Annotated in this window: 28 protein-coding genes; 25 read left to right on the top strand and 3 right to left on the bottom strand. The window is 70.7% G+C overall.

Annotated features, from left to right (window positions below; genetic code table 11):
- From ACG3SL_RS17050 to ACG3SL_RS17040, 3 genes are all read right to left on the bottom strand, one after another.
- Complete coding sequence (locus ACG3SL_RS17050; RefSeq protein WP_448662358.1) at positions 1-648, bottom strand: hypothetical protein; 648 nt, start codon at positions 646-648, stop codon at positions 1-3.
- A gap of 116 nt (positions 649-764) precedes the next feature.
- Positions 765-1,118, bottom strand: a complete 354-nt coding sequence (locus ACG3SL_RS17045; protein ID WP_448662357.1) for a DNA primase — start codon at positions 1,116-1,118, stop codon at positions 765-767.
- 85 nt (positions 1,119-1,203) lie between these two features.
- Positions 1,204-2,442, bottom strand: a complete 1,239-nt coding sequence (locus ACG3SL_RS17040) for a multidrug effflux MFS transporter (RefSeq protein WP_448662356.1) — start codon at positions 2,440-2,442, stop codon at positions 1,204-1,206.
- Between the two features lie 120 nt (positions 2,443-2,562).
- Here ACG3SL_RS17040 and ACG3SL_RS17035 point away from each other — a divergent pair, with 120 nt between their 5' ends.
- From ACG3SL_RS17035 to ACG3SL_RS16915, 25 genes are all read left to right on the top strand, one after another.
- Entirely contained in the window at positions 2,563-3,057 is a 495-nt protein-coding gene (locus ACG3SL_RS17035; RefSeq protein WP_448662355.1) for a hypothetical protein, read from the top strand.
- A 287-nt stretch (positions 3,058-3,344) separates the two neighbouring features.
- Entirely contained in the window at positions 3,345-3,812 is a 468-nt protein-coding gene (locus tag ACG3SL_RS17030) for a hypothetical protein (RefSeq protein WP_448662354.1), read from the top strand.
- A complete protein-coding gene (locus ACG3SL_RS17025) occupies positions 3,809-5,140 on the top strand; it encodes a DNA-packaging protein (protein WP_448662353.1) in 1,332 nt (443 codons plus the stop codon). Before ACG3SL_RS17030 ends, ACG3SL_RS17025 begins: the two co-directional genes overlap by 4 nt.
- Positions 5,141-5,176: 36 nt before the next feature.
- Positions 5,177-5,845: a spermidine synthase gene (locus ACG3SL_RS17020; RefSeq protein WP_448662352.1), complete on the top strand. Its 669-nt coding sequence runs from the start codon at positions 5,177-5,179 to the stop codon at positions 5,843-5,845.
- A 505-nt stretch (positions 5,846-6,350) separates the two neighbouring features.
- The gene (locus tag ACG3SL_RS17015; protein WP_448662351.1) at positions 6,351-7,460 is read left to right on the top strand and encodes a phage portal protein; all 1,110 of its coding nucleotides are present in this window, start codon (positions 6,351-6,353) and stop codon (positions 7,458-7,460) included.
- Between the two features lie 106 nt (positions 7,461-7,566).
- On the top strand, positions 7,567-7,875 hold the full coding sequence (locus ACG3SL_RS17010; RefSeq protein WP_448662350.1) for a DUF6127 family protein: 309 nt from the start codon (positions 7,567-7,569) through the stop codon (positions 7,873-7,875).
- A complete protein-coding gene (locus tag ACG3SL_RS17005; RefSeq protein WP_448665159.1) occupies positions 7,875-8,276 on the top strand; it encodes an HK97 family phage prohead protease in 402 nt (133 codons plus the stop codon). The genes ACG3SL_RS17010 and ACG3SL_RS17005 overlap by 1 nt, the downstream gene beginning before the upstream one ends.
- Positions 8,273-8,767, top strand: coding sequence for a lyase (locus tag ACG3SL_RS17000; protein WP_448662349.1), 495 nt, complete (start codon positions 8,273-8,275; stop codon positions 8,765-8,767). The genes ACG3SL_RS17005 and ACG3SL_RS17000 overlap by 4 nt, the downstream gene beginning before the upstream one ends.
- Before the next feature lie 99 nt (positions 8,768-8,866).
- The gene (locus tag ACG3SL_RS16995; RefSeq protein WP_448662348.1) at positions 8,867-9,922 is read left to right on the top strand and encodes a phage major capsid protein; all 1,056 of its coding nucleotides are present in this window, start codon (positions 8,867-8,869) and stop codon (positions 9,920-9,922) included.
- Positions 9,923-10,025: 103 nt separating this feature from the next.
- Complete coding sequence (locus ACG3SL_RS16990) at positions 10,026-10,292, top strand: spike base protein, RCAP_Rcc01079 family (RefSeq protein WP_448662347.1); 267 nt, start codon at positions 10,026-10,028, stop codon at positions 10,290-10,292.
- Positions 10,292-11,059 (top strand): hypothetical protein, encoded by a 768-nt coding sequence (locus ACG3SL_RS16985; RefSeq protein ID WP_448662346.1) that lies wholly within the window; start codon positions 10,292-10,294, stop codon positions 11,057-11,059. The genes ACG3SL_RS16990 and ACG3SL_RS16985 overlap by 1 nt, the downstream gene beginning before the upstream one ends.
- On the top strand, positions 11,056-11,328 hold the full coding sequence (locus tag ACG3SL_RS16980) for a hypothetical protein (RefSeq protein ID WP_448662345.1): 273 nt from the start codon (positions 11,056-11,058) through the stop codon (positions 11,326-11,328). The genes ACG3SL_RS16985 and ACG3SL_RS16980 overlap by 4 nt, the downstream gene beginning before the upstream one ends.
- Positions 11,329-11,342: 14 nt before the next feature.
- Positions 11,343-11,906, top strand: coding sequence for a head-tail connector protein (locus ACG3SL_RS16975; RefSeq protein WP_448662344.1), 564 nt, complete (start codon positions 11,343-11,345; stop codon positions 11,904-11,906).
- On the top strand, positions 11,903-12,088 hold the full coding sequence (locus tag ACG3SL_RS16970) for a hypothetical protein (RefSeq protein WP_448662343.1): 186 nt from the start codon (positions 11,903-11,905) through the stop codon (positions 12,086-12,088). Before ACG3SL_RS16975 ends, ACG3SL_RS16970 begins: the two co-directional genes overlap by 4 nt.
- Positions 12,085-12,480, top strand: coding sequence for a tail completion protein gp17 (gp17, locus tag ACG3SL_RS16965; RefSeq protein WP_448662342.1), 396 nt, complete (start codon positions 12,085-12,087; stop codon positions 12,478-12,480). Before ACG3SL_RS16970 ends, gp17 begins: the two co-directional genes overlap by 4 nt.
- 174 nt (positions 12,481-12,654) lie before the next feature.
- Positions 12,655-13,062 (top strand): phage major tail protein, TP901-1 family, encoded by a 408-nt coding sequence (locus ACG3SL_RS16960; RefSeq protein WP_448662341.1) that lies wholly within the window; start codon positions 12,655-12,657, stop codon positions 13,060-13,062.
- Positions 13,059-13,370, top strand: coding sequence for a gene transfer agent family protein (locus tag ACG3SL_RS16955; protein ID WP_448662340.1), 312 nt, complete (start codon positions 13,059-13,061; stop codon positions 13,368-13,370). The genes ACG3SL_RS16960 and ACG3SL_RS16955 overlap by 4 nt, the downstream gene beginning before the upstream one ends.
- Entirely contained in the window at positions 13,367-13,588 is a 222-nt protein-coding gene (locus tag ACG3SL_RS16950) for a phage tail assembly chaperone (protein ID WP_448662339.1), read from the top strand. Before ACG3SL_RS16955 ends, ACG3SL_RS16950 begins: the two co-directional genes overlap by 4 nt.
- The gene (locus tag ACG3SL_RS16945; RefSeq protein WP_448662338.1) at positions 13,581-14,135 is read left to right on the top strand and encodes a tail tape measure protein; all 555 of its coding nucleotides are present in this window, start codon (positions 13,581-13,583) and stop codon (positions 14,133-14,135) included. The genes ACG3SL_RS16950 and ACG3SL_RS16945 overlap by 8 nt, the downstream gene beginning before the upstream one ends.
- The gene (locus ACG3SL_RS16940) at positions 14,135-16,399 is read left to right on the top strand and encodes a DUF2460 domain-containing protein (RefSeq protein WP_448662337.1); all 2,265 of its coding nucleotides are present in this window, start codon (positions 14,135-14,137) and stop codon (positions 16,397-16,399) included. Before ACG3SL_RS16945 ends, ACG3SL_RS16940 begins: the two co-directional genes overlap by 1 nt.
- Positions 16,396-17,202 (top strand): DUF2163 domain-containing protein, encoded by an 807-nt coding sequence (locus tag ACG3SL_RS16935; RefSeq protein ID WP_448662336.1) that lies wholly within the window; start codon positions 16,396-16,398, stop codon positions 17,200-17,202. The genes ACG3SL_RS16940 and ACG3SL_RS16935 overlap by 4 nt, the downstream gene beginning before the upstream one ends.
- Entirely contained in the window at positions 17,199-17,621 is a 423-nt protein-coding gene (locus ACG3SL_RS16930; RefSeq protein ID WP_448662335.1) for a peptidoglycan endopeptidase, read from the top strand. The genes ACG3SL_RS16935 and ACG3SL_RS16930 overlap by 4 nt, the downstream gene beginning before the upstream one ends.
- 1 nt (position 17,622) lies before the next feature.
- Positions 17,623-19,779: a phage tail protein gene (locus ACG3SL_RS16925; RefSeq protein WP_448662334.1), complete on the top strand. Its 2,157-nt coding sequence runs from the start codon at positions 17,623-17,625 to the stop codon at positions 19,777-19,779.
- A 17-nt stretch (positions 19,780-19,796) separates the two neighbouring features.
- Positions 19,797-20,294: a DUF2793 domain-containing protein gene (locus ACG3SL_RS16920; protein WP_448662333.1), complete on the top strand. Its 498-nt coding sequence runs from the start codon at positions 19,797-19,799 to the stop codon at positions 20,292-20,294.
- A gap of 108 nt (positions 20,295-20,402) precedes the next feature.
- Entirely contained in the window at positions 20,403-21,539 is a 1,137-nt protein-coding gene (locus ACG3SL_RS16915; protein WP_448662332.1) for an OmpA family protein, read from the top strand.
- Positions 21,540-21,545: the final 6 nt, after the last annotated feature.

The following is a 21,545-nucleotide window of genomic DNA, read 5'->3' as shown; positions in this document are numbered from 1 at the left end:
TCAGCGGCGCGTCGCGCCGGGGGTAGGCTTCAGGTCGCTGCTGCGGATCCGCCAGCTGCGCTGTTGTGCGGTGGCGCCATCGATGTCGGCAGTGCGGTGGAGCGTGATCGAACCGCGCAGGTTGAACGGGCGGTCGCCCTGTTTCATCCGGCCATAGACCTGGACCGGCACCGTGACATAGCGCTGGCCGGCGCCGGCATCGATGCGGCCCGGCGCGCCGATATTGGCGCGGTATTCGGCATATTTGTCGAAACTGGCCGCAAATTCGCCGGCGCCCATGCCGGAGGCGCGCCCGGCATTGTCCCACAGCGCCCAGGCGCGGCGATATTTGCCTTCGCCGATCAGCGCGTAATAGGTCTGGACGACATTGGCGGCGCCCTGCGCGCTTTCCGCCGTGAACGGGGCTTCGCTGACGGGCGTGCGATCGTCGTCGAGGCCGCCGGGCTCGCCGGGCGCGGGCGGATCGAGCGGTGCGGGGGTGGCGGAGGATGCCGGGGAAGGGGCAGGCGTCGGCGCCGGCGTCGCGGCCGCGATCTGGACCGCAGGCTCGCCCGCAGCGGCGTTGGCCGTGTCCGCAGTCGCGTTGGTGGTCGGATCGGCCGAGCAGGCGGCAAGGCCGCAGACCGAGAGCAGCAGTATCAGGCGCATCCATTCCTCATGGGAAGTTGGGGATGCGCAACGAACGCGTCTGGCGCGCGGGGCGTTCCCCGGCGGCGCAACGGGCGGTGCGGGGGCCGCGAGTGGGCGGCCCCCGCACGCGCGCGTCAGGGCTCTAGCGCCCGCTGGTCGGCGTCGCTCAGGTCGTCGTCGTCCGAATCCTCGTCGTCCGACTCGTCCTCGTCCTCGAAATCTTCCTGGAGTTCGTCCTCGACGATCGAGGCGTCGTCCTCGTCCGCGTCATCGTCCTCTTCGGCGAAGTCGTCGTCGAGCATCTCGAGATCGTCTTCGTCCCGGTCGCTGTCGTCGCCCAGGTCGGGGTTCATGTCGACCAGGATCGTGCCGTCGCTGGGGCCGTCGTTGGTCGCCTCGAGGATTTCGGCGCGCTGGGTCTCGTCATAGCCTTCCTCGTCGAAGCCGTCGTCGCCCGAACCGCGTCCCGGGATCTGGAAACCGCCCATACGTCCATCCTTCACATGCCTGCGGGAGCGGGCATCGCCCCCGGAACTCCAAAAGCGCGAACGGCGTTGCGGCCCAAGCGTTCCCTCAGCTTGGCCGGAACATGCGCCCGCGCTCGGTAATCGCCACTACTATAAAAGCGACGACGCCCAGCATTAGAAAACCCCCGTAGAGCGGCACGGTTGTGCCGTCGAACGCCTGGCCGATCGCCGCGCCGACCAGCGCGCCGCCCAGCGTGGTGACGAATCCCTGCACGCTCGACGCGGTGCCTGCGATCGCGCCCATCCGCTCCATCGCCATGGCCGAGAAGTTGGAGTTGGCGAGCCCGAAACAGCCCATCATCATCGCCTGGAGCAGGCCGAAGCTCCAGATCGTCTCATATCCCGCCAGCGTCACGCCCAGATGGACCGCCGCCACGACCACGACGCCGCTGAGCGCAGTGTGCGAGATCCGCCGCGTCCCCAGCCGCATCACCAGCCGCGAATTGAGGAACGAGGCCCCCGCCATCGTGCTGGCGATCGCGGCGAACACGAATACGAGCAGGTCGGGCCGTCCGAACACCTGCTCCATGATCTGCTGGATCGAGCCGATGAAACCGAACAGCCCGCCCGACAGGAGCGTGATGGCGATCGTGTAGCCCACGGCTGCCCGGTCGCGCAGGACGACGCCATAGTCGCGCAGGATCCGCGCGGGCATCAGCGACTGGCGCGCGTCGGTCGCCAGCGTCTCGGGCATGCGCAGCGCGAACCACAAGGCGACCAGCGCCGCCACCGCGCCCACGCCCCAGAAGATCATCCGCCACGATCCGCCTGCCCACAGCACGCCCTGGCCAAAGGCGGGGGCGAGAATGGGGGCAGCCATGAACACCATGAACGCCAGGCTCATGACGCGGGCCATGGCGCGGCCGGCATAGCAATCGCGGACCAGTGCGATCGTCACCACACGGCACCCCGCCGCCATCGCGCCCATCGCCGCGCGCGCGATCAGCAGCAGCACGAAACTGCCCGAAATCGCCGCCAGCGCTGATGTCGCGACATAGCCGATCAGCGCGATGAGCAGCATCGGCCGCCGCCCGAAACGGTCCGACAACGGGCCATAGGCAATCTGCGCGACCGCGAAGCCGATGAGGTAGGACGTAATGACGAACTGGCGATGGTTGGGCGCGGCCACCCCCAGGCTGTTGCCGATCGCAGGCAGCGCCGGGAGCATCGAATCGATGCCGAGCGCAGTCAGCGCCATCATCGACGCGATCAGCGCGACGAACTCGCCGAATCGCAGCGGGGCGGCGTCGGCGCTCTGGGCGGGGGCGGTCGGCGGCTGGCTCATATGCGGGTCCATGGCGCATCGCCGGGCGTGCGTCACCCCCCGGTCTTTCCCGCCAACCCCTTGACCCCGCACCGGTGGCCGCATAGCGTCTTGGCAATATAACACACATCGGAGACGATCATGGCCCGCCCGGTTCTGCTGCTGATTTTCGCGCTTCCGCTCGCGCTTGGCGCATGCGGCGGGGGCAGCGGCACCAGCTTTTCGATCGAATCCGACGACAACGCCACTTTCTCCAGCGACGCGAACGGGCAGGTTTCGATCAAGACCGACGGCTTCACCGGCGGGTTCAAGATCCCCAAAATGACCGTCACTGCCGAGAATTTCGACCTGGACGGCGTGAAGCTCTACCCCGGATCGACCGTGCGCAAGTTCGACATCAAGGCCGACCGCAATGCCGGCAAGGACAAGGGCAGCGTCGCGATCCAGTTCGACAGCCCGGCACCTGCGGACAAGGTTGCCGCCTGGTTCCGCGACGGCATGACCAAGCATGGCTTCACGCTGGAACAGGACGGCACGGGGCTGAAAGGGACCACCCAGGACGGCGAGCCGTTCACGCTGCGCCTGGCGGGGGACGGGGCGGACAAGAGCAAGGGCGAGCTGCGCGTCGGGCAATAAGCATTGGCGGCATCCGGGATGACGAGTTAACCAAATAGACAAAATTGGCTTGACATCGTCACGCTGATATGGCACATGCAGTGCACGCTGAAGAATTGCGAGTCGGGGCCTTCGGGCCTGTGACAAGGGCCGGGCATCCTGGGATGCCGCGGCCCTTTTGCTTTGCGGGGGATGCTATGCAGGAGACGGATACGGCGGATATGCCGGGGGAGACGATCGCGGCAGGAAACCGGCGGTTGTTGCAGCGGGCCAAGGCGCGCCCGAACGCGTGGACTGCGGCGCGGCGCATGCGGTTTCTGGATACGCTAGCGGCGACGTGCAATGTGCGGATGTCGGCGGATGCTTCGGGAATGTGCGTTCAGGGGGCCTATGGACTGCGTCGGCGCGACCCGGAGTTCGCGCGACTGTGGCGCGAGGCGCTGACCATCGGGTACCAGAGGCTGGAGGAGGCACTGCTCGAACACGCGCTGGGCAGCGTGAGCCCCGACGCGATCGCGCTGGAGCCCGTGCAATTGCCGCATACCCCGCAAGGGTCGGCGGAACCGATCGGCGTATCGGCAGGGCAGCGCGCGCTGGTGCGGACGCCGGGGACAGCGGACTATGCGCTGGCGCTGCAATTGCTCAACCGTCACCGGGCCACTGTCGAAGGATCGGGTAAACCCGCACATCCGCGCCGCGCGACCGAGGACGAGACAAACGCCGCGCTGATGAAGAAGCTCGACACATTGGCCCGACAGCGTGGGAACAAAGCATGAACGATAAAGGCGCCAAGCCATGGGGCGAGCGCGACCTGATCGCCGAGCTGGTCGCGCTGCCCCAGGCGCAGCGCGACCGCGTGGTGCGCGCCCTGACATTGGAGCAGCGGCGCGAGCTGGTCGATCGCTGGTTCGCCTGGGCGCACAAGGGGCAATATTGGCCCGAGGGGGCGTGGCGCGTGTGGATGATCCGCGCCGGGCGCGGTTTCGGCAAGACGCGCGCGGGGGCGGAATGGGTGAGCGCCTTTGCCCGCGCGCATGGCGATGCCCGGATCGCGCTGGTCGGCGGCAACGCGCAGGACGTGCTGCGCGTGATGATCGAGGGACCGGGCGGACTGCGCAACGTGGCGCGCGACGACGAGCCGGTGCGGGTGCGCGCGGCGCGCGGCGAAGTGGCGTTCGCATCGGGGGCGCGGGCGTTCCTGTACACCGCCGAGGCGCCCGAAGCGCTGCGCGGGCCCGAGCATCACATCGCGTGGTGCGACGAACTGGCCAAATGGCGGCGCGGCGGCGAGGCGGCGTGGGACAATCTGATGCTGGGGCTGCGGCTGGGCGAGACGCCGCGCGTGCTGGTGACGACGACGCCGCGCCCGGTGCGGCTGATGCGGCGAGTGATGGCGATGCCGGGCTTTACCGAGACACGGGGCCGCACGCGCGACAACCCGCATCTGCCGCGCAGCTTCGTCGAGGCGATGATCGCCGATTATGCGGGCACGCGGCTGGGCCGGCAGGAGCTGGACGGCGAGATGATCGACGATGTCGAGGGCGCGCTGTGGACGCGCGCGATGATCGAGGCATGTCGTGTCGCGACGGCCCCCGCGCTGGTGCGCGTGGTGGTGGGCGTCGATCCGCCCGCCAGCGCGGGCGGCGATGCGTGCGGGATCGTCGCGGTGGCGCTGGGCGCGGACGGCAAGGGCTATGTGCTGGAGGATGCGAGCATCGCCGGCGCCTCGCCCGAAGGCTGGGCGCGCGCAGTGGCGGCGTGCGCGGCGCGGCATGGCGCGGACCGGGTGGTGGCGGAGAAGAATCAGGGCGGCGACATGGTGGAAAGCGTGCTGCGCGGCGCCGAGGCGGGGCTGCCGGTGCGGCTGGTCCATGCCAGCCGGGGCAAGGCGGCGCGCGCCGAGCCGGTGGCGGCGCTGTATGAAAAGGGCAGAGTCGGCCATGTCGGCGCGTTCCCCGCGCTGGAGGACGAGCTTTGCGGGTTGCAGGGCGGGGGCGGTTACCAGGGGCCGGGGCGTTCCCCGGACCGCGCCGACGCAGCGGTATGGGCGCTGACCGCGTTGCTGCTCGACAAGCAGGGTGCGGCGGCGGTGCGCATGCTGTAGGGGGCGCGGCTTGCCATAGGGACGAAGGACTGCCGCATGACGCCGCGCGAACTGCTCGACATCGCCGAAGTGCCGGGGGGCGATCCCCTGCGGCTGTTCCGCCGGGGCGAGGATTTCATGATCGTGCTCGACCGCAACGAGCTGATGAACAGCCGGATGAGCGGTTCGGAGGAAGCGCTGGCGACGCTGACGATCGAGCGGGTGGCGAAGCACCATCCGCATTTGCTGATCGGCGGATATGGCATGGGATTCACGCTGCGCGCGGCGCTGGCGATGCTGGGCGGGAACGCGCGGCTGACGGTGGCCGAGCTGGTCCCCAAGATCATCGAATGGGCGCAGGGGCCGATGGCGGCGCTGACCGCAGGATGCCTGGACGATCGCCGAGTCGAGGTGGTGATCGACGATGTCGGCGCGATGATCGCGCGGGCGCGGGGCACGTATGACGCGATCCTGCTCGACGTGGACAATGGCCCCGACGGGCTGACGCGGCCGGGCAATGACGGGCTGTATTCGGATCGCGGGCTGGCGGCGGCGCGCGGGGCGCTGAAGCCCGGCGGGTTCCTGGCGGTGTGGTCCGCCGCGCCCGACCCGCGATTCACGCGGCGGCTGCGCGATGCGGACTTCCGGGTGGAGGAAGAAGTGGTCCGGGCGCGCAGCAACGGCAAGGGCCCGCGGCATGTGATCTGGTTTGCGCAGAAGCGATAGGGACGGGGGCGCTTGGGCTGACGAAGAAGAAGTGCCGCAGAAGTGCGGCCCCTCCCCCGACCCCTCCCGCTTGCGGGAGGGGGGGGCGTGGGGCTGCGGGCCGGGATGGAGCCGCCTGCGGTCCCGGCTTTCGCCGGGATGACGGTTTGGGGCGGGTTCGTCTGGGGTTCTGGCGTTCCCCTCCCGCTTGCGGGAGGGGTTAGGGGAGGGGCCGCATTTCTGCGGCGTTTCTTCTTCAGACCCTTCCACCGCCCGTCCTGTTCGCGGGAGGGAGGCGCGGGCCGGGATGGAGCCGCCTGAGGTCCCGGCTTTCGCCGGGATGACGGTTTGGGGAGCGCCTGCGCGTTAGCGCTCCCCTCCCGCTTGCGGGAGGGGCTGGGGGAGGGGCCGCACTTCTGCGGCGCTTCTTCTGTTTTCGCTCCCCCCTTCGCAAGTTGGCGCTCGCGGCCTGAGGTTCCGGCCTTCGCCGGGATGACGGGTGGGCGTAATTCTCAAGGAGACAACAATGAACTGGTTCGGACGCAAGGCGGCCGGGCGCGGGGACGTGCGTCCGGCGTTGGCGGGGGCGGGGTTTTCCGTGCGGGCGGGGGATTGGCCGCAAGGCTATGAGGCGCAGGTGCGCGATGCCTTTGCCGCCAATCCGGTGGCACAGCGCGCGGTGCGGCTGGTGGCAGAAGGGGTGGGCGATGCCCCGCTGACGGCGAGCGATCCCGCGCTGGTGGCGCTGGTGACGCAGCGATCGGGCGGGCAGGCGCTGCTGGAGACGCTGGCGGCGCAGCTGTTGCTGCACGGCAATGCCTATGTCCAGTTGCTGACCGACAGCAACGGCGCGCTGTGCGAGCTGATCGCGCTGCGGCCCGAGCGGGTGCGGGTGGAGGCCGATGCGCGCGGCTGGCCGGTGGCGTATCAGTACAAGGTCGGCGCGCATGTCACGCGGCTGGCGGCGGAGGATGCGGGCGGGCGGCCGGCGATCGTCCACCTCAAGAGCTTTCACCCGCTGGACGACCATTATGGGCTGGGGTGCCTGGGCGCGGCGGCGGGGGCCGTGGCGATCCACAATGCCGCGACCCGTTGGAACAAGGCATTGCTCGACAATGCCGCGCGGCCGAGCGGGGCGCTGGTGTACGATACCGGCGACGGCGCGCCGATGAGCCCTGCGCAGTTCGAGCGATTGCGGCGCGAGATGGAGGCGGGGTTCGCCGGCGCCGCCAATGCCGGGCGCCCGATGCTGCTGGAGGGCGGGCTGAAATGGCAGGCGATGAGCCTGACCCCTGCCGACATGGATTTCGTGGGACTGAAGGCGGCGGCGGCGCGCGAGATCGCGCTGGCCTTTGGCGTGCCGCCGATGCTGCTCGGGCTGCCCGGCGACGCCGCCTATGCCAATTACCGCGAGGCCAATCGCGCGCTGTGGCGGCAGGCGATCCTGCCGATGGCGCGGACGATCCTGAGCGGAATCGCGCAGGGGCTGGGGGGATGGTTTCCCGACGCGGCGCTGGCCGTCGACCTGGACCGGGTGGCGGCGCTGGCCGAGGACCGCGAGCGGCTATGGGCGCAGGTGAGCGGCGCCGATTTCCTTACCGACGCGGAGAAGCGGGCGATGCTGGGTCTGGACTGAACGGGTGCGCGCGCCTCGCGACCAGCCACGGAAGGATCGGGGACTTCAGGTGACGCATGCCGGCGATGGTGCCGGCACGGCGGCCGGACAGCAACAGGAGCGGGACATGAGCGACGAATTGGTGCTGGCCCAGCTGATCGAGCAGGCCGAGGGCGATGGCGCCGACCTGGCGACGCTGCGCGCGATCGCCGAGGAGGCGGGGGAGCTGGGCGCTACGCGGGCGCTGGCGCGGCTGGGGCTGGCCGATGCGGGGGCGGCGAAGGACATGGGCGAGCTGCGCGAATTGCTGGGGGCGTGGCGCGACGCCAAGCGATCGGCGCTGAAGGCGGCGTTCGCCTGGGCCGGGCGGATGCTGGCGGCGCTGGTGCTGGTGGGGCTGGCGGTGAAGCTGGGGTTTCCGGGGTGGCTCAAGTAATGCGCTTCGCGGGCTATGCGTCGGTGTTCGACGTGGCGGATCGCGGCGGCGACGTGGTGCGGCGCGGGGCCTTTGCGCGGGCGGGTGCGGTGCCGTTGCTGTGGCAGCATCGCGGCGCGCCGGTGGGAGTGATCGAGCGGCTGGAGGAGGACAGCCGGGGGCTGCGCGTGATTGGGCGCGTCGACCGGCCCGAGCTGGCGGCGCTGGTGCTGGCGCGCGCGGTGACCGGGCTGTCGTTCGGATACCGGGTGACGCAGGCGCGGCGGGGGCCGCAGGGGCGCGAGATCGCGGCGCTGGAGCTGGTCGAGGTCAGCCTGGTCGCCAGCCCGATGAATCCGCTGGCGCGGGTGCATGCTGTGCATTGTACAAGCCCGGCGGAAGCTGCGACAAGGGCGCCATGACCGACGAACCCGAATATCGCCCGACCTCTGCATTCCTGTGCAGCCTGATCGACGAAGAGCCCCCGCTGGAAGGCGATGCCGAGGCCGATGCGCGCGCCGCGCAGCTGATCGCGCTGACCCAGGATGCCGATCCGGCGAATCGCGACTGGGCGCTGATGCTGCTCGCGCAATCTGAGCGCGACGATGCCGAGACGCGCGCGGCGCTGGTCGCCGGGCTGGACGACGAGAATCACGATGCGTCGCTCGAGGCGCTGATCGGCGTGGCGATCCGCGAGCCGCTGGTCGCGCTGCCGCGCGTCGCCGCGCTGCTGGACGAGGAAGGGATCGACACGCTGACGCTGGAGGCAGCGGCCTATGTCGCCGATGCCTCGCTGTTGCCGGCGCTGGAGGGGATTCGCGACGAACTGGGCGGGGATGGCGACATGTTCGACCAGATCCTGGACGAAGCGATCGAATGCTGCACGCGCGGCACGCCGCCCGAACCGTTGTAAATACCGGCGGCGCGCCGCCGCACCGACACGATACCGAATACCCAAGGCCCGGCGGGATGCTTCCCGACCGGGCCTTTTCTTTTGGCCTGGGAGAATGACATGATCGAAGTGAAAGCAGACACGCTGGACGCGACGTTCGACGCGGTGGAGCGCGCGGGGCTGCCGCCGGTGCGGCCGATGCTTGCGGGCGGGCGGCCCGTGGGGGATGCGGGGTTCGACAGTTTCCTGCGTAGCGGGGCCGTGACCGAGGCCAAGGCGCTGTCGGGGGCGAGCGATGCCGCCGGCGGCTATGCCGTGCCGCGCGAGATCGACGCCACGATTGATGCGACGCTGAAGGCGATTTCGCCGATCCGCGCGATCGCCAATGTCGTGACGGTGGGGAGCAGCGGATACCGCAAGCTGGTGGCCAGCGGCGGGTTCAAGAGCGGCTGGGCGGCGGAGACGGCGGCGCGCGACGCGACCGACACCCCGGTGTTCAACGAAGTCGCCCCGCCGATGGGCGACCTGTACGCCAACCCGGCCGCGAGCCAGGCGATGCTCGACGATGCGGCGTTCGACGTGGAAAACTGGCTGGCCGGCGAAGTGGCGCGCGAGTTTGCGGCGGCGGAGGGCGCCGCGTTCGTGGGTGGCAACGGGGTGAACAAGCCGAAGGGCTTCCTGCAATCGCCGACCGCGGCGACGAGCGACGCGACGCGGCCCTTCGGCACGCTGCAATATGTGCCGAGCGGGGCGGCGGGCGCCTTTGCCGCGAACCCCGAGGAGAAGCTGATCGACCTGGTCCAGACGCTGCGCGCGCCGTATCGGCAGGGCGCGGTGTGGGTGATGAATTCGGCGACGCTGGCGCGCATCCGCAAGTTCAAGACGAGCGACGGCCAGCTGCTGTGGATGCCGGGCCTGTCGGCGGGGCAGCCGGCGACGCTGCTCGGCTACCCGGTGGTCGAGGCCGAGGACATGCCCGACATCGCCGCGAACAGCCTGTCGGTGGCGTTCGGCAATTTCCAGGCGGGATATCTGATCGCCGAGCGCGGCGAGACGCAGGTGCTGCGCGATCCGTACAGCAACAAGCCGTTCGTCCACTTCTATGCGACCAAGCGCGTCGGCGGGATGGTGAGCAATTCGGAGGCGATCAAGCTGCTGAAGTTCGCGGCGAGCTGACGTCCCTTTCCGCCGCGGGTGGCGGCCCCTCCACCATTCGCTGCGCGAACGGTCCCCCTCCCCCAGGCGAGCTGGGGGAGGATTTTTTCGTGGAGACATTCCTATGGCAGACCCATTTTCGAGCCTGGCGGACCAGGTCTCGGCCCCCGCCACGCGCGCCGTCGCGGTGGTGCCGCACGACAGCAATGCGCTTGCCGACATTCCCAAGGCGTTGTTCGTCGGCACCGGCGGCACGATCGCGATGCGCGGCGTGAACGGCACCAGCGACCAGAGCTGGAAGAACGTGGCGAGCGGCAGCATCCTGCCGATCCGCGCGCAATATGTGCGCGCCACCGGCACCACCGCCGCCGACATATTGGCGCTGTACTGATGCTGGGGCTGGGCTTTGCCAGCTGGCAGGTCGCGGCGCGGGTGCGCGCGGGGCCGCAGGCGATCCTGGGCCCCGCGCTGCTGGCGCTGTGGGACGCCGAGCGGCTCGACACGCTGGCGCTGGCGGGCGCGAACGTGAACGGCTGGACCGACACGGTCGGTGGCGCGGTGCTGACGCAGACGGTGTCGGGGTACAAGCCGCTATGGTCGGCGAGCGATTTCGGCGGCCGGGCGGCAGTGACGTTCGACGGGACCGACGATTTCCTGACGCTGGAGGGCGTGCCGGCGGCGCTGCCCACCGGCGCGGCGCCGGGCGAGATCTGGTGGCTGGGCGACCAGCGGACGCCGGCGAGCGACACGTCGTTCCGCCGGTTGGTCGCCTATGGCGGCACCGGCAATGCCAACAGCCGACAAGTCAACCGGACGGTGCCCGCCGGAGTGGCGCGGGCGATGGCGCTGGCCGGGGACGGCACAACATCTGCGAGCATATCCGAAACGCTGGTCGATGCGACCGGGCGGCATGTGGTGCGCGCCCGGTTCGAGGCGACGCGGCTGGGTGTGGCGGTGGACGGGCAGGCGATGGGCTTCGTGGCGGTTGCCGGGCTGGCGACGGGCACCACGCGCGTCCGGCTGGGCGCGACGACGGCGGCGGCGCCGGGGTCGTTCGCCAACGTGGCGTGCAGCGCGCTGCTGTTCACGACGCTGTTGTCCGATGTGCAGGCGGCGATGCTGGCGCAGTGGCTGAAGGACCGGGGAGGGATCGCATGAGCCGCGTGGTGGTGTTTCCGCAGCGCGAGGATGCTGCGGCGTATCTGGCGTTCTGCGCCCTGCACAATCCCGATCCGACGCCGGTCGCCGCCTGGTATCCCGCGGACGTGACCGACGCGGCGGGCGCCTGGGTCGTCGGCTATCTGGGGCCGGGCGGGAGCTGGAACGGCGGCGACTGGCCCGAACCGGCGGGCTGCGCGGCGGCGCGGGCGGGCGGCACGATCGTCGATCGGGTGGCCTGGGAAGAGGATGCGGCCATAGCCGCCTGACCGGAGACACGGACATGGGGATGGGACAAGGCGGCCCGGGCACACAGGTGCTCGGGACGGAGGATCGCGCGCGCGCGGTGGCGGCGGTGCGGCAAATGCTGCGCAGCGCGAGTGCGGCGGAGGATGCGGCGATCGGCGGCTTTGCCGACAGCGCGCTGGCGCTGGCGGAGACCTTTACCGGGCTGGCCCTGATCGCGCGGGCGATGACGGAGACCGTCGAGAGCGGCGCGGGGTGGCAGAGGCTGGCGGGATCGCCGGTGCGCGCGATAACGGGCGTGCAGACCGTGGCGGCGGATGGCAGCACGGCGCCGCTGGCGGTGGGCGCCTATGCGATCGACATCGATGCGCTGGGCGAAGGGTGGGTGCGTGCTGCCCATGCTGGGCGGCTGCGCGTGACCTATCAGGCAGGGCTGGCCGACGACTGGGACGCGCTGCCGCCGGGACTTGCGCAAGGGGCGACGCTGCTCGCGGTGCATCTGTTCGAGGCGCGCGAGGGGGCGTTGCCGCCCGCCGCCGTCGCCGCGCTGTGGCGCCCATGGCGGCGGATGCGGCTGCGGCCCGAACGGCGCTGCGCATGATGGAAGCTTTGGAGGCGCGGGGACGCGCGATCGGCGAGGATGCGGTGGCGCGCGTCGTGGCGCGGCTGGAGGCGCGAGTGCGCGAGGACGCGCCCGGCGTGGCGATCGAGGCGCGTGACGACGGCGTCGTGCTGCGCGGGCGCGATCCGGCGCTGCGCTGGGTGGGAGGATTGCTGCGATGAGCGTGCAGAGCGTGGTGCAGGACGCGGTGAAGGCGGCGCTGGCGGGGCATGCGCCGCTGGCCGTGACGGGCGTGTTCGATGCCCCGCCGGTGCGTGCCGCGCGCCCCTATGCCCTGATCGACGAGCCGGTGCTGGTCGATTGGGGGACCAAGGACATGGCCGGGCGCGAGGGGCGGATCGCCGTGCGGCTGTTCGACAGCGGCGAGCGGCCGGTGCGGCTGCGGACGCTGGCGGGGGCAGCGGAGGATGCGGTGGCGGCGATGTCGCCGGTGCTGGGCGAGGGGTGGCGCGTGGTGAGCCTGGTGCTGCTGCGCAGCCGCATCCTGCGCGAAGGCGAGGGGCGCTGGGTCGCGAGCAGCGAATGGCGGGTGCGGATGCTGCGGAGTTCGTGAGGGGGGCGGCGGCGGCGGGGGCTTGTCTGTCCCCCTCCCGCTTGCGGGAGGGGTTAGGGGAGGGTGCGACGTGGCGGTTCTCTTCGGACCGCTTCGCCTGCCTCCCGCACTCACCCTCCCCCGGCCCCTCCCGCAGGCGGGAGGGGAGAAAATACTCAAAACAGGAGAAGCGAAATGGCGGCGGAGAAGGGTAGTGCGTTCCTGCTCAAGGTCGGGAATGGCGGCAATCCGGTGGCGTATGCGACCGTGGCGGGGCTGCGGACGACGCAGTTGAGCGTCAATGGCGAGACGGTGGTCATCACGTCCAAGGATTCGGGCGGGTGGCGCGAATTGCTGTCGGGGGCGGGGGTGCGTTCCGTCAGCGTTTCGGGCGCGGGCGTGTTCACGGGCTCTGCGGCGGAGATGCGGGTCAAGGCCAATGCGCTGGCGGGCACGCTGGACGATTACCGGCTGAGCTTCGAGAGCGGCGAGACCATGACCGGGCGGTTCCTGGTCACGCGGCTGGACTATGCCGGGGATTTCAACGGCGAGCGCAGCTATACGCTGAGCCTGGAAAGCAGTGGCCCGGTGGTGAGCGCATGAGCGCGGCAAATCCCGTGCGGGGCGAGGCCGCACTGCGCGTGGGCGGCGCCGAGCTGGTGCTGCGCCCCAGTTTCCAGGCGCTGGTCGCCGCCGAGGGCGAAGTGGGGCCGTTGTTTGCGATGGTCGAGCGCGCGGCGGACGGGCGGCTGAGCCTGTCGGAGATGGTGGCGCTGTTCTGGCACTGCCTGGCCGAGGTGCCCGAGGGGCTGACCCGGACACGCTTTGCCGATGCGGTGGCGTCGCGCGGGCTGGCGGCGAACATGCCCGCGCTCAAGACGCTGATTGGCCAGATATTGGCGGGGCGGTGACTCGCCTTCGGCAGGCTCAGGACGAGGGCTTCGCCGATGCCGCCGGGCGGCTGGCAGGGGCGGCGGGGCTGGCGTTCGGGTGGAGCCCCGCCACGTTCTGGGCCGCGACGCCCGCCGAACTTGCCGCGCTGGTGCATGCCGCGCGGGGGGACGGCCACGTCACCCCGCCCGATGGCGCGATGCTCGCGCGGCTGAAGGAGCAATTTCCCGATGGATGAAGAAATCGAACGGCTGGTGGTGTCGGTGCGTGCCGATACCGCCGCATTCGCGCGCGACGTGGCCGAGATGCGCGGGAGCCTGGAAGGGCCGCTGGAGGCCGGAGTCGACCGGGCCGGGCGCGCGATCGAAGGCGCGCTGGGCCGCGCGGTGCGCACGGGCAAGATCGGGTTCGAGGATTTGCGCAGCGTCGCGCTGTCGGTGCTCAACCAGATTTCGTCCGCCGCCTTGCAGGGCGGGATCGATGCGGTGCTGGGCGGCGGGAGTGGCGGGCTGGGCGGGTTGCTGGGCAGCCTGCTCGGCGCGCCGGGGCGCGCGACTGGCGGGCCGGTGAGCCCCGGTCGCCCCTATTGGGTGGGCGAGCGCGGACCCGAGCTGTTCGTGCCGACCAGCGCGGGGGCCGTCGCGCCGGCTGCCGGCAGCGGCGGGCGCGAGGTGCGGGTGGCGATCACGGTCAATGCCGCAAGCGATGCCGCTCCGCGCGCGCTGGCGCAATCGAGCCGGCAAGTGGCGCGCGCAGTGAAGGCGGCGCTGGCGGGAGTGGAGTGATGGGATGGTGGCTGGCGCGCGGGCGGGAGGGGCAGGCGACGGGGACGATCTCACGCTTCGATCCGATGTACTGGACCGTCAATTTCCCGCGTCCGATGATGGCGAGCGTGGTCACGACCGCACCCGATGCGCTGCGGGTGGATGCCGTGTTCTATCGGCAGGACGATCTGGCCGGGCTGATCTGGGAGGCCGACGACCGGCACGACCATCCGTTGTTGCGCTACGACACGAGCCGTGATTTCCGCGGGTGCCGGTTGCGGTTTCGCTGGCGGTCCGCCGGGGTGGTGGCGCTGGACGCCGTCAACGGCCCGGTGCTGACGATCGAGGGGCGCGATGCGGGCGGCGCCCCGCGCGCCTGGTATGTGCGGCTGTGGAACTATGCGGAAGGCACGCCGACCGATGCGGTGGTGTCGATCGACTTTGCCGCGCTGGACGGCGGGTTCGCGCTGCCGGGGGAGGCGGACCCCGTGTTTGCCGGGGATGTGGACCGGATGTTCGTATCGCTGGTGCCGGCCGGATACACGGCTGCGGATGCGGCGCTGGTGGCGCCGGTCGAGGCATGGGCGGAGCTGTCCGACATTGCGTGCGCGGGGCCGGGCGCAGTGCTGGCGATCGGGGATGTGGTGGTGCCCGAACATGGGCTGCGCATCGCCGGGGGCTATGACGACAGCTATAACCTGACGCCGGCGCGACTGCTGCGTAACATGCTGCACCTCGGCTATCGCGGCGACATTCTCCATTATGTCGGGATGAGCCATTATTTCCGGCTCGAGGGCAGCGGCGGCGGCTATTATGTGAGCCTGGCCGGGGGTGTGCTGAATGGCCCCTGCGCGGCGTGGCATGGCGATTTCGCGCGGCGCGCCAAGGCGCTGGGCTATGGCGTGATCTGGTCGCTGTCGTACGAATTGTTCGACGCGCATTGCTGGGGCGACTGGAAGCAGCGCGCGGCGGACGGCAGCCCGGCACTGACCGGGTGGAGCCCGCCTTCGACGCTGTTGTCGCCGGCGCATGCCGGGGCGATGGCGTATCTGCGCAGCGTCGCGACGGCATTTGTCGGGATCGCTGCGGCGGCGGGGCTGGCGGTGCAGTTCCAGGTGGGCGAGCCGTGGTGGTGGGTGATGGCCGATGGCCGGCTGTGCATCCATGACGATGCCGCGCGGGCGGCGCTGGGCGATCCGGCGCCGCAGAACCTGCGCGGCGCGACCGATGCCGGGGTGCTGGATGCGGCGGGGGCGCTGCTGGCGGCGTCGACACTGGGCCTGCGCGATGCGGTGCGTGCGGCGGCGCCGGGGGCGAAAGTGTTGCTGCTGACCTATCTGCCGACCGTGCTCGATCCCGCGATGCCCGAGGCGAAGCGGGCGAACATGCCGGTCGGCTGGGCGGCGCCGGCGTTCGATGTGCTCCAGCTCGAGGATTATGACTGGGCGGCGGCGGGGAATGCTGCGGCGAGCGCCCGGGCAGTCGCGGCGGCGCAGGCGCGGCTGGGCTATCCTGTGGCGGACCAGCATTATCTGTCGGGTTTCGTGCTGCGCCCCGAGGACCGGCACCAGTGGCGCGCGATTGCCGAGGCGGCGGCCGTGGCGCGGCGGCGGGGCGTGGCGGACACCTTTGTCTGGGCGCTGCCGCAGGTGCTGCGCGACGGCTTTACCCCATTCGACATCGAACCCGAGGAGGACGAAGTGGAGGCGTTTGACGACGTGCTGTTCCCGATCGCGCTGGGCCGCGAGGCGGAAGTGGCGCCCGAAGTATCGACCGCGATCGTAACCAGCGCGGGCGGGCACGAGGCGCGCAACGCCGAATGGGCCGAGGCGCGCACCCGCTATGACGTGGGGCCGGGGGTGCGATCGGAGGCGGACATCGCCGCGCTGCTCGCGTTCTTTCGTGCGCGGATGGGGCCGGCGCGGGGATTCCGGCTGCGCGACCCGTTCGACTGGCAGGGGGAGGATGAGCCGATCGGGACCGGCGACGGCACCGCCACGGCATTCGCGCTGGTGCGGCATTATGGTGGGGTGGCGCGGCGGATCACGCTGCCGGTGGCGGGGACCGTGCGGGTGGCGGTGGACGGGGTGGAGACGCAAGGCTTCACGCTGGGGCCGGAGGGCGTGGTGACGCTGGACGTGGCGCCCGCTGCCGGAGCGGTGGTGACGGCGTCGTTCGTGTTCGACGTGCCGGTGCGCTTTGCAGAGGACCAGCTGCGCGTCAGCCGTTCGACCTTTCTGGCCGGGGTGGCGGCTTCGGTGCCGCTGGTGGAGATACGGCGATGAGCGCGCTGGCGGGGGAATTGACCACGCTGGCGCTGTGCTGGCGGATCGCGCGGCGCGACGGCGTGACGATCGGGCTGACCGCGCATGACCGCGACCTGGAGATCGACGGACTCGTCTATCGCGCGGCGCCGGGGATGACGCCTAGCGCGATCAGCCGCAGCGCGTCGCTCGACGCGGGGACGATGGACGTGGCCGGCGCGCTGACCAGCGCGGCGATCCGCGAGGACGACCTGCTCGCCGGGCGATGGGACGGGGCGGCGGTGGCAGTGTTCGCGACCGATTGGACCGCGCCTGACGCCGGCGTGCCGCTGGGCGAAGGTGTGATCGGCAGCGTCGAGACACGCGACGGCGCGCTGACCGCCGAGCTGCGCGGGGTCGCGACCCGGCTGGAGGGGCCGGTGGTGGAAGAGACTTCGCCCGAATGCCGCGCCGAACTGGGCGATGCGCGGTGCCGGGTGGCGATGGCCGGGCGGCGGCGGTTCGCGCGGGTGACGGCGGTGACGGGGGCGGTGCTGACGCTGGATGCCGTGGAGCCGGTGGCGAACGGATGGGGCGGCGGGCGGCTGCGCTGGTTCGGCGGGCGCAACGGCGGGCTGGAGGATGCGATTGCAGTATCCGCAGGCTCGCAGGTGACGCTGCGCCGCCCGCCGCGCTACGATCCGCTGGGCGCGCTGGTCGAGGTGCACGAGGGGTGCGACAAAAGCCTTGCGACCTGTGCGGCGCGTTTCGGCAATGCGCTCAATTTTCGCGGCGAGCCCTATCTGCCCGGCATCGACCTGTTGACGCGGTATCCGGGCGGATGAGCGCGGTCGCGGCGGCGCGCGGAGCGATCGGCGCGCGGTTCCGGCTGCATGGGCGCGATCCCGATACCGGGCTGGATTGCGTGGGGCTGGCGGCGCTGGCGCTGCGGGCCGAGGGATTCGCGGGGCCGGTGCCGCAGGGGTACGCGCTGCGATCCGGGGATGCGGTGCGCGTGCGCGCGGCGATTGCGGCATCGGGGCTGGTCGGGGCGGACGATGCGCGGCCCGGCGACCTGCTGCTGCTCGCGGCGGGACCGGGGCAGCTGCATCTGGCGATCTGGACCGGCGACGGGATCGTCCATGCCGATGCGATGCTGCGCCGGGTGGTCGAGCGGCCCGGCGCGCCACCGTGGCCGATACTCGGGCGGTGGCGAACAGAGCTGGGGCGAACAGAGCTGGGGCGGACAAACCAGGGGAAATAATATGGCGAGCGTGGTTCTGACCGTGGTCGGCGGCGCCATCGGGGGACCGATCGGTGCGTCGATCGGCGGCGCGGTGGGCGGGATTTTCGACCGCGAAGTGCTGTTCAAGCCCAAGGGGCGCGAGGGGCCCCGGCTGAACGAACTGCGCGTGCAAAGCTCGTCCTATGGCACGCAGATTCCGAAGCTGTTCGGAACGATGCGCGTCGCCGGATCGGTGATCTGGGCGACCGACCTGGTCGAGCATCGCAGCAGCCAGGGGGGCAAGGGCCGGGCGACCACGACGACGTATAGCTACACCGCCAGCTTCGCCGTCGCGCTGTCGGCGCGACCGGTACTGGGGGTGGGGCGGATCTGGGCCGATGGCAAGCTGTTGCGCGGGGCGGCGGGGGACTTCAAGGCGAAGACCGGGTTTCGCTTGCACCTGGGCGGGGAGGATCAGGCCGCCGATCCGCTGATCGTGGCGGCGGAGGGGGCCGCACTGGCCCCTGCACATCGGGGCATCGCCTATGCGGTGTTCGAGGACCTGGAACTGGGCGATTTCGGCAATCGCATCCCCTCGCTCACCTTTGAAGTGATCGCCGATGCCGGGCCGTGCGATGCCGGGGCGATTCTGGCGACGCTGGCGGACGGCGACTTGGCGGCGGAGGGCGGGGGCGTGCCGCTGGGCGGGTTTTCGGCCTATGGCGCCAGCGTGCGCGCCGTGGCGGAGACGCTGGCGGGCGCGGCGGGGGGATGGTTCCGCAGCGGCGTGGGCGGGCTGACGCTGTGCCGGGGCGACGGGCCGGCGGTGCCGCTGACCGACCCTGGCGCGGGGGCGCGGCGCAAGGGGGCGCGCGGCGTGCGCGCGATCGCCAGCGCCGATGCCACTGCCAAGGCGGTGACGCTCACCTATTACGACCCCGCGCGCGACTATCAGGCGGGGGTGCAGCGCGCGGTGCGTCCGGGTGCCGGCACGCGCGAGACGCGGCTTGAGCTGCCTGCCGCGATCGATGCGGGCGCGGCCAAGACGATGGCTGAGGCGACGCTGGCCCGGCTGGAGGCGGAGCGCGAGCGGCGGACGCTGTACCTGCCCTGGCATGCGCTGGCGCTGGCGCCCGGCGCGCGGGTGACGATCGCGGACGCCGGGGGCATCTGGCGCGTCGATCGCTGGACGCTGGAGGACATGGTGCTGGCGCTGGAATGCGTCGCGGTGGCGCCGGGGGCGCCGCCTGCCACCGCAAGCGACGGGCGGGTGTCGCCTGCGCCGGACCGCGTGGCGGGGGCGACGCGGATCGAGGCATTCGAGATGCCGCTGCTCGACGATGTGCTGGCAAGCGTGCCGCGACTGGCGATCGCGGCGGCGGGCGAAGGCGCCGGGTGGCGCAGCGCCGCGCTGTTGCTGAGCGTGGATGGCGGCGCAAGCTGGGCGCCGGCAGGGTCGACAGCGGCGCCGGGGGTGCTGGGGCGGATCGTGGAGGCGCCGGGCGCGGGGCCGGTGGCATTCGAGGACCGTGTGAACACGCTGGTGGTCGAACTGGCGCATCCGGCGATGGTGCTGGGCGATGCCGACGCCGCCGCGATGCAGGCGGGCGCCAATCTGGCGATGGTGGGCGACGAATTGCTCCAGTTCGCGCGCGCCGTGCCGCTGGGCGGTGCGCGCTGGCGGCTGACTGGATTGTGGCGCGGGCGGCGGGGGACCGAGGCGGCCATCGGGACGCAGCGGCCGGGCGACCGGTTCGTCTGCATCGCGCGCGATGCGCTGACCGTGCTGGACCTGCCGACCGGATTGGCGGGCGGCACGGCCGGGCTGATCGCGCAGGGCATCGGCGATGCGGGTAGTGGCGTTTCGGTCACGGCGGCGATCACCGGCGCCTCGCTGGTGCCCCCCGCGCCGGTCCATCTGCGCGCGGCGGTGGGCCAGGATGGTGCACTGCACCTATCCTGGGTGCGGCGCAGCAGAAACGGGTGGCACTGGGCCGATGGAATCGACGCGCCGCTGGGCGAAGAGGCCGAGCGCTACCGTATCGAGCTGTTGGCGGGGGGCGAGGTGATCCGCAGCGCCGAATCGACCCAGGCCGCGTGGGTGGCCGAGGCCGCGCTGTGGGCCGGTGCGACGCATGCCCGGATCCGCCAGATCGGCGCGCTGGGGCTGTCGCTACCGGGGGTTATCCAACTGTAATCGTTAGGAGAAAATCGATGACGGAGCTTACTGCGCGGCATCAGCTGCCCCTGCTTCAGCCCGGCCAGGCGCAGAAGGAGATGTCCCATAACGAGGCGCTGACGCTGCTCGACCTGATGGTGCAGCCCGCCATGGTCGCGATTGCGGACACACCGCCGGCATCGCCCCAGCCCGGGCAGTGCTGGCGGGTCGGTTCGGCGCCTATGGGGGCGTGGGCGGGGAAGGCGGGGCAGCTTGCCGGGTGGACCGACGGCGGATGGCGTTTCGTGCAACCCCGCGAAGGGCTGACCGTATGGATCGAGGAAGGTACTGAATTCGCTACCTTTTATGGCGGAGACTGGCACGCCGGAGAGCTGCGGGGCAGGGTGTTCGTCGAAGGATTGCAGGTGGTTGGAAAAAGATTCTCCCGCATTGCGGAACCGCAAGGGGGGTCGGTGGTTGATGCGCCAGCACGGGCCGCTATCGTAGCGGTACTGAATGCTTTGCGTGCGCATGGTTTGATCGATCCGACCTAACCTGTGACATGCAAGCAACAGTGCCCGGATTGTGTGCTTGCGCGGAAACTTTCGTTTCGGTAGTGAGTTTGTCGCTGTCCGTAGTGACAACTGAGAAAGGGGATTATTATGCGGAAGCTTGCCGTAATTCTGGCACTCGCAACGACCGCTCTGAGCACGCCCGCCCTCGCACGCGACGACGCGTGGTACGTGGGCATCGAAGGCGGTGCAATGCTGGTCGAGGACATCGATTTCAACGTCGCTTACCGGCCTGACGCCGCTAGCGCAGACCACAAGTACGGCTTCGATGTCGCCGGTACCGTGGGTTACGACCTGGGCCCCGTCCGCCTCGAAGCGGAAGTCGGCTATCGCAAGGCGAGCATCGACTCGTACCGTTCGACCCTGGCCACCCCGGTTGCTGGCGCTTCGGGCGCGTTCACGAACCGCGCTCCCGGCACGTTCGACTATGCAGGCGGCAGCTCGTCGGCACTCAGCTTCATGGTCAACAGCCTGTTCGACTTCGGCGCTGACGACGGCGTCCAGGGCTTTGTCGGCCCCGGCCTCGGTGTCGCTCGCGTCAAGGAAAAGATCGGCCTGACCCAGGGCGGCAACTTCCTCGATGATTCGGACACGGTCGTCGCATGGCAGGTCCTCGCCGGCGTTCGCGCGCCGCTGAGCGACAAGGTCGACGTTTCGCTGAAGTACCGTTTCTTCAACGCCCCCGGCGTTGAGCTGACGGACGTTGCAGGGCGCAACACCTACTTCCGCTATCGCTCGCACTCGATCATGGGCGGCCTGACGTTCAACTTCGGCGCTCCCGAGCCCGTCGTTGCTCCCGAGCCGGCTCCGGCGCCCGCGCCGGCACCGACCTGGACCCCGACCCCCGAGCCGACTCCGGTCGCTCCCGTCGTGCAGTGCACCCCGGGACCGTACATCGTGTTCTTCGACTGGGATAAGTCGGACATCACGCCGGAAGCAGCGAGCATCCTCGACAACGCCATCAGCAACTACCAGAACTGCGGCAACTCGAAGGTCATGCTGGCTGGCCACGCCGACCGTTCGGGTTCGGCAAGCTACAACGTTGGCCTGTCGCAGCGTCGCGCTGACAGCGTGAAGGCCTATCTGACCGCCCGTGGCATCTCCGACGGCGTGATCTCGACCGAAGCGTTCGGCGAAAGCCGGCCGCGCGTCGAGACCGCAGACGGCGTCCGCGAGCTCCAGAACCGTCGCGTGGAAATCTCGTACGGTCCGGGCGCTGGCATGTAAGCCTCG

The organism is Sphingomonas degradans, assembly GCF_053502645.1.
This window is presented reverse-complemented; position numbering and strand designations above follow the sequence as displayed.

Coding starts and splice junctions, on each gene's coding strand:
- ACG3SL_RS17050 (WP_448662358.1), bottom strand. CDS start 648: ATGCGCCTGATACTGCTGCTCTCGGTCTGCGGCCTTGCCGCCTGCTCG.
- ACG3SL_RS17045 (WP_448662357.1), bottom strand. CDS start 1,118: ATGGGCGGTTTCCAGATCCCGGGACGCGGTTCGGGCGACGACGGCTTC.
- ACG3SL_RS17040 (WP_448662356.1), bottom strand. CDS start 2,442: ATGAGCCAGCCGCCGACCGCCCCCGCCCAGAGCGCCGACGCCGCCCCG.
- ACG3SL_RS17035 (WP_448662355.1), top strand. CDS start 2,563: ATGGCCCGCCCGGTTCTGCTGCTGATTTTCGCGCTTCCGCTCGCGCTT.
- ACG3SL_RS17030 (WP_448662354.1), top strand. CDS start 3,345: ATGCGGTTTCTGGATACGCTAGCGGCGACGTGCAATGTGCGGATGTCG.
- ACG3SL_RS17025 (WP_448662353.1), top strand. CDS start 3,809: ATGAACGATAAAGGCGCCAAGCCATGGGGCGAGCGCGACCTGATCGCC.
- ACG3SL_RS17020 (WP_448662352.1), top strand. CDS start 5,177: ATGACGCCGCGCGAACTGCTCGACATCGCCGAAGTGCCGGGGGGCGAT.
- ACG3SL_RS17015 (WP_448662351.1), top strand. CDS start 6,351: ATGAACTGGTTCGGACGCAAGGCGGCCGGGCGCGGGGACGTGCGTCCG.
- ACG3SL_RS17010 (WP_448662350.1), top strand. CDS start 7,567: ATGAGCGACGAATTGGTGCTGGCCCAGCTGATCGAGCAGGCCGAGGGC.
- ACG3SL_RS17005 (WP_448665159.1), top strand. CDS start 7,875: ATGCGCTTCGCGGGCTATGCGTCGGTGTTCGACGTGGCGGATCGCGGC.
- ACG3SL_RS17000 (WP_448662349.1), top strand. CDS start 8,273: ATGACCGACGAACCCGAATATCGCCCGACCTCTGCATTCCTGTGCAGC.
- ACG3SL_RS16995 (WP_448662348.1), top strand. CDS start 8,867: ATGATCGAAGTGAAAGCAGACACGCTGGACGCGACGTTCGACGCGGTG.
- ACG3SL_RS16990 (WP_448662347.1), top strand. CDS start 10,026: ATGGCAGACCCATTTTCGAGCCTGGCGGACCAGGTCTCGGCCCCCGCC.
- ACG3SL_RS16985 (WP_448662346.1), top strand. CDS start 10,292: ATGCTGGGGCTGGGCTTTGCCAGCTGGCAGGTCGCGGCGCGGGTGCGC.
- ACG3SL_RS16980 (WP_448662345.1), top strand. CDS start 11,056: ATGAGCCGCGTGGTGGTGTTTCCGCAGCGCGAGGATGCTGCGGCGTAT.
- ACG3SL_RS16975 (WP_448662344.1), top strand. CDS start 11,343: ATGGGGATGGGACAAGGCGGCCCGGGCACACAGGTGCTCGGGACGGAG.
- ACG3SL_RS16970 (WP_448662343.1), top strand. CDS start 11,903: ATGATGGAAGCTTTGGAGGCGCGGGGACGCGCGATCGGCGAGGATGCG.
- gp17 (WP_448662342.1), top strand. CDS start 12,085: ATGAGCGTGCAGAGCGTGGTGCAGGACGCGGTGAAGGCGGCGCTGGCG.
- ACG3SL_RS16960 (WP_448662341.1), top strand. CDS start 12,655: ATGGCGGCGGAGAAGGGTAGTGCGTTCCTGCTCAAGGTCGGGAATGGC.
- ACG3SL_RS16955 (WP_448662340.1), top strand. CDS start 13,059: ATGAGCGCGGCAAATCCCGTGCGGGGCGAGGCCGCACTGCGCGTGGGC.
- ACG3SL_RS16945 (WP_448662338.1), top strand. CDS start 13,581: ATGGATGAAGAAATCGAACGGCTGGTGGTGTCGGTGCGTGCCGATACC.
- ACG3SL_RS16940 (WP_448662337.1), top strand. CDS start 14,135: ATGGGATGGTGGCTGGCGCGCGGGCGGGAGGGGCAGGCGACGGGGACG.
- ACG3SL_RS16935 (WP_448662336.1), top strand. CDS start 16,396: ATGAGCGCGCTGGCGGGGGAATTGACCACGCTGGCGCTGTGCTGGCGG.
- ACG3SL_RS16930 (WP_448662335.1), top strand. CDS start 17,199: ATGAGCGCGGTCGCGGCGGCGCGCGGAGCGATCGGCGCGCGGTTCCGG.
- ACG3SL_RS16925 (WP_448662334.1), top strand. CDS start 17,623: ATGGCGAGCGTGGTTCTGACCGTGGTCGGCGGCGCCATCGGGGGACCG.
- ACG3SL_RS16920 (WP_448662333.1), top strand. CDS start 19,797: ATGACGGAGCTTACTGCGCGGCATCAGCTGCCCCTGCTTCAGCCCGGC.
- ACG3SL_RS16915 (WP_448662332.1), top strand. CDS start 20,403: ATGCGGAAGCTTGCCGTAATTCTGGCACTCGCAACGACCGCTCTGAGC.